6 protein-coding genes are annotated in these 4,171 nt (G+C 70.2%); 4 read left to right on the top strand and 2 right to left on the bottom strand.

Annotated elements, in window-relative coordinates; translation table 11 throughout:
• Positions 1–107: 107 nt before the first annotated feature.
• From MZTS_RS23930 to MZTS_RS23915, 4 genes are all read left to right on the top strand, one after another.
• Complete coding sequence (locus MZTS_RS23930) at positions 108–1,316, top strand: RNA-guided endonuclease InsQ/TnpB family protein (RefSeq protein ID WP_183667253.1); 1,209 nt, start codon at positions 108–110, stop codon at positions 1,314–1,316.
• Positions 1,317–1,529: 213 nt separating this feature from the next.
• The gene (locus MZTS_RS23925; RefSeq protein WP_183667252.1) at positions 1,530–1,895 is read left to right on the top strand and encodes a hypothetical protein; all 366 of its coding nucleotides are present in this window, start codon (positions 1,530–1,532) and stop codon (positions 1,893–1,895) included.
• Complete coding sequence (locus tag MZTS_RS23920; protein ID WP_183667251.1) at positions 1,892–2,404, top strand: hypothetical protein; 513 nt, start codon at positions 1,892–1,894, stop codon at positions 2,402–2,404. The genes MZTS_RS23925 and MZTS_RS23920 overlap by 4 nt, the downstream gene beginning before the upstream one ends.
• 110 nt (positions 2,405–2,514) lie before the next feature.
• The gene (locus tag MZTS_RS23915) at positions 2,515–2,787 is read left to right on the top strand and encodes a hypothetical protein (RefSeq protein WP_183667250.1); all 273 of its coding nucleotides are present in this window, start codon (positions 2,515–2,517) and stop codon (positions 2,785–2,787) included.
• Between the two features lie 65 nt (positions 2,788–2,852).
• Here MZTS_RS23915 and MZTS_RS23910 read toward each other — a convergent pair whose 3' ends face one another.
• The gene (locus tag MZTS_RS23910; RefSeq protein WP_012454454.1) at positions 2,853–3,503 is read right to left on the bottom strand and encodes an NrsF family protein; all 651 of its coding nucleotides are present in this window, start codon (positions 3,501–3,503) and stop codon (positions 2,853–2,855) included.
• On the bottom strand, positions 3,500–4,054 hold the full coding sequence (locus MZTS_RS23905; RefSeq protein ID WP_183667249.1) for a sigma-70 family RNA polymerase sigma factor: 555 nt from the start codon (positions 4,052–4,054) through the stop codon (positions 3,500–3,502). The genes MZTS_RS23910 and MZTS_RS23905 overlap by 4 nt, the downstream gene beginning before the upstream one ends.
• Positions 4,055–4,171: the final 117 nt, after the last annotated feature.

Below are 4,171 nucleotides of genomic sequence, written 5' to 3'. Positions count from 1 at the left end.
CCCCGCCCTTAAGGGCGGGGATGGATAGCGCCGGCGGCGACAGCCGCCATCCAGGCATCCGTACCAAGGCCCTTGCCTGCGTTCCGCTTCCGTTCTAGCCTTGGTCCGTGCTTCGCGTCCAGGCATACCGGTTCGTCCTCCGGCCCGACGGCGCGCAGGAACGGCTCATGAGACGCTCCTGCGGCGCGCGCCGCTACGTCTTCAACAAGGCCCTCGCCCTGCAGAAGGAACGTTACGCCGCCGGCGGGAAGCACCTCTCCTATGCCGACCTCTGCAAGCATCTCACCGCCTGGAAGGCCGACCCCGCCACCGCCTGGCTCAAGGAGGTGCACAGCCAGGTCCTGCAGCAGGCGCTCAAGGACCTCGACCACGCCTACCGCAACTTCTTCGAGGGGCGGGCCGAGCTCCCGCGCTTCAAGAGGAAGGGCAAGGACGACGCCTTCCGCCACCCGCAGAAGGTCGAGCTCGACCAGCCGAACGGGCGCATCCGCGTGCCCAAGCTCGGCTGGATGCGCTACCGCGCCTCCCGCGCCGTCGAGGGCGCGGTCGGGCAGGTCACCGTCTCGCTGAAGGCCGGCAAGTGGCACGTCTCGGTCCAGACCGAGCGCGAGGTCGAGAAGCCGGTCCACCCGTCGACGACGCTTGTCGGCATCGACGTCGGCGTGACGCGTTTCGCCACGCTGTCCGACGGCACCGTCATCGAACCGGCGAACGCGTTCCGCAAGGCCGAGGCGGCGCTCGCGAAGGCGCAGCGGGCGATGGCCCGCAAGACCAAGTTCAGTAGGAACTGGAGGAAGGCGAAGGCGAAGGTACAACGGGTCCAGGCACGCATCGCCCGCATCCGCTCCGACTTCCTGCACAAGGCCTCGACGACCGTCAGCAAGAACCACGCGGTGGTCTGCGTCGAGGACCTGGACGTGCGGGCGATGACGGCGAGCGCGGCCGGGACGGTCGAGGAGCCGGGCGTGAACGTCCGTCAGAAGGCGGGGCTGAACAAGGCGATCCTGGACCAGGGGTGGGGCGAGTTCCGCCGGCAGGTCGGGTACAAGCAGGAATGGCTCGGCGGCTGGCTGCTGCCGGTGCCGGCTCCGAACACGAGCCGGACGTGCCCGGAATGCGGGCACGTGGCGGCGGAAAACCGCCCGAGCCAGGCCGTGTTCCGGTGCGTGGCGTGCGGGTACGCGGCGAACGCGGACGACGTGGCGTCGGTCAACATCGCAAGGGCGGGGTACGCCCGGCAAGCCTGCGGAGAGACTTCGCCCGTTCGGGCGTCGGCCCAGGAACCCACCGAGGCGGGTCCGGCCCTCGCGGCCTGACACGCGGTAGGAATCCCCGCCCTCCAGGGCGGGGAGGATGTCAAAGAGACCGGTGCCAGACCCCATATCCGCGGGGACCGAAGTTCTGTGGAAGTCGAACCGAGCCCCAACTCCGACGTTGTCGGGTCTCCGGGCGTCGGGCATAATGCCCACGGTCCGAAACGCGTGTGGCTCCAGAGGCATCCCGTGCGTCCCGAGGTAAACAGGGAAGTCGTGAACGACCGTGCCAAGCTGATGATCCATCGGCTGGTGGCGCGTCGGCTCGCGCGCGACCCGGGCATCCTCGATAGCGCCAAGATGGCCGTCATGCGGCTTGAGGCGGACTACCCCGAGCGCACCTTCGTCTCCGAGTGGCGCGAGATCCTCGGGCAGCCGCCGGGGACGATCCGGCAACTCCTCACCCGGTGGGACGAGGGTATGCAGCGGCTTCGGCTGTCCTCGCCGTTCTTGGAAGGGGAGGGCGTGTCGTTCGTGCGCGACCCGAACGTCCGGAAGCGGATCTGGCGCCTGGCACGCAAAGGCGCGGCCGCCCAGCGCGCGGCGCATGCCGGCCGCCAAGGCTCCTCCGTTCCGGCGTGAGCCGTCCGATTGAGATCCGGACGGTCGCGGACCTGGAGCGCACCGCCCGCTCGCTGGCGTTGCACTTCAAGGCCCGCACCGTGGTGGTCGTCGGCAGCCAAGGCATCCTCGTAGGCTGGCCCGGCGCGCCGGTCACGATGTGCATGTCGCCCGAGATCGACGCCTATCCCGCCAACGCCCGGGCCTGGGAGGCAGCCCAGGACGACGACCTCGCGGAGGCATCCGAGGAGATCTCCGTCATCTTCGGCGAGGGCTCGCCCTTCCACGCGGCGCACGGTTTCTACATCGACGGCGTCGACGACCGCACCGCCCGCCTGCCGCCCTCGTGGCCCGCGCGCGGTGGTGCGGGAGGTGAGAGGCCACGGCACGGCGACTGTGACGGTGGTGGCCCCCGGCCCGGACGACCTGATCGTTTCCAAGCTCGCCCGCCTCGCCGACAAGGACAGGGACTACATCGCGGCCTACCATCGGGCCCGGCCTCTCGACCTTGCCGTCATCCAGGCGCGTAGCGGAATGCGGGTTCGAGGAAGTTCTGGCACAGCGTGCGCTCGCCTTCCTCGCCGGCCTTCCCTCGCCTCCCGGGCGCGCGACCGCCGCACCCGTGCGGGCAGGGGCTGTCGTGCCACCCCATCCCGCGGGGACGCACTGCGCCTTCCTCATGGACGAGGGCCGTTCGGTTTCGGTCCGCGCCTGGAACGAGGCGGCCGGGCTCTACGATATCCTCGACAATCCGCTCGGCCCGGCGGTCGTGGCGCAGGACGGGACGAGCGCCTTCCGGATCGACGGGGAGGCGCTCACGCAGGCGGCGTGGGACGCGCATCCGCGCGTCCGGGCCGCTCGACAGGGCGACCTGTCCGGGTACCCACGGCCGAACTGGAGGCCTCCGGGCTGACCCGCCCCTGAAGCGGGCGGCGGGCCGGGAGCGGTTCGCCCTTGCGTACGGGTGAGCCGACGGCCTTACCAGCGCAGCAGGCGAGGCCCGAGAAGCGCGCCCGCCAGCGTGCAGAGGGCAATCGTCCCGCCGTACCAGAGCGCGATGAAGGGCACGGTGTCGTCCATGCAGTGAATCGCGTAGCCCATCGCACTCACGCCGCCCGAGGCGAGCCCGACCAGGGCCCCGGCCCGGACGAGGTCCGTCGGCGCGCCGAACCTCCGGACCGCCCACATCAGGGTCGCGAAGGGGACCACCGCGATCACCGGGATGGAGACGAGGCATTCGAGCCACATATGGCCGGTGAGCATGGTCCCCCAGTGGGCCGCCGGCGCGTTGGCGAGGCTGAGGGCAGCGAGGACCATGACTGCCGCGAACGGCAGGGCCGCGATGCCGAGATGCACCCTCCTCTCGCCCCCTGGGCGAGCGATGCGACCGAGATAGCGCAGGGCCAAGCCACCGACGGCGAGGGCGAAGGCCAGCTTGGCCAACAGGAAGGTCAGTGACTTGCCTTCACCCAAGTCAGGCCGGACGCCCAATGCGAGAAGGGCGAGGCAGAGTGCCCCGGCGGCCCCGATGGCGGCCCCGAGCGCGATCCGCCGCAGCATGCCGGGAGACTTGGCAGGCTCGCTGGCGAAGCTCGCGCCGAGCAAGCCGATGAGTTCGTCGGTCTTCATTCCCCTTTGCCTCCTGCCATGGCGGCCAACGCCTTCAACCCGCGGTGGACGCTGACCTTGACGGCCGATTCCGACATGCCGGAGCGCGTCGCGGCCTCGGCCACGCTCAGACCTTCGACCTTCATGGCCCGGATCGCTTGCTGCATCTTGCCGGGAAGGCGACCGAGCAGGCGCTCGACGTCGAGCGTGCTCTCGACGGCGGCGTGGTCGTCGCGCGCGACCAGCTCGCTCGCATCCTCGACGGGTACGTCGGCGAGGGAGGCGCGCGTACGCCGGAGATGGTCGATGAGCTTGTAGCGCGCGATGGCGTAGAGCCACGGCGTGACCGGTTGGCCAACGTCGTAGGTGTGCCGTCGCGTGTGAACCGCCATCAACGTTTCCTGGACGAGGTCCTCCGCCTCCGGCGCGGCGCGTCCGGAGCGCGCGAGCTTACCCTTGAAATAGGCCCGCAGGTGGGGACCAAGTCGCTCCAGGAACAACCGGTAGTCCGCCGCGCTTCCGGCGAGGCCGGACGATAGCAATGCCCGCAACTCGTCTTCCTGACTGATCAAGACGCCTCTCTCGGCCACACCGCGAAGACGCGTCTGACCCGGCCATCAAACACGTCACCGCGGCTCGCCTCGCATTCGATCCGCGCGTGCCGGCCCCGGACACGCGCGGATCGAATG

The sequence above is a fragment of the Methylorubrum zatmanii genome (assembly GCF_014845115.1).
Taxonomy (GTDB): domain Bacteria; phylum Pseudomonadota; class Alphaproteobacteria; order Rhizobiales; family Beijerinckiaceae; genus Methylobacterium; species Methylobacterium zatmanii.
This window is presented reverse-complemented; position numbering and strand designations above follow the sequence as displayed.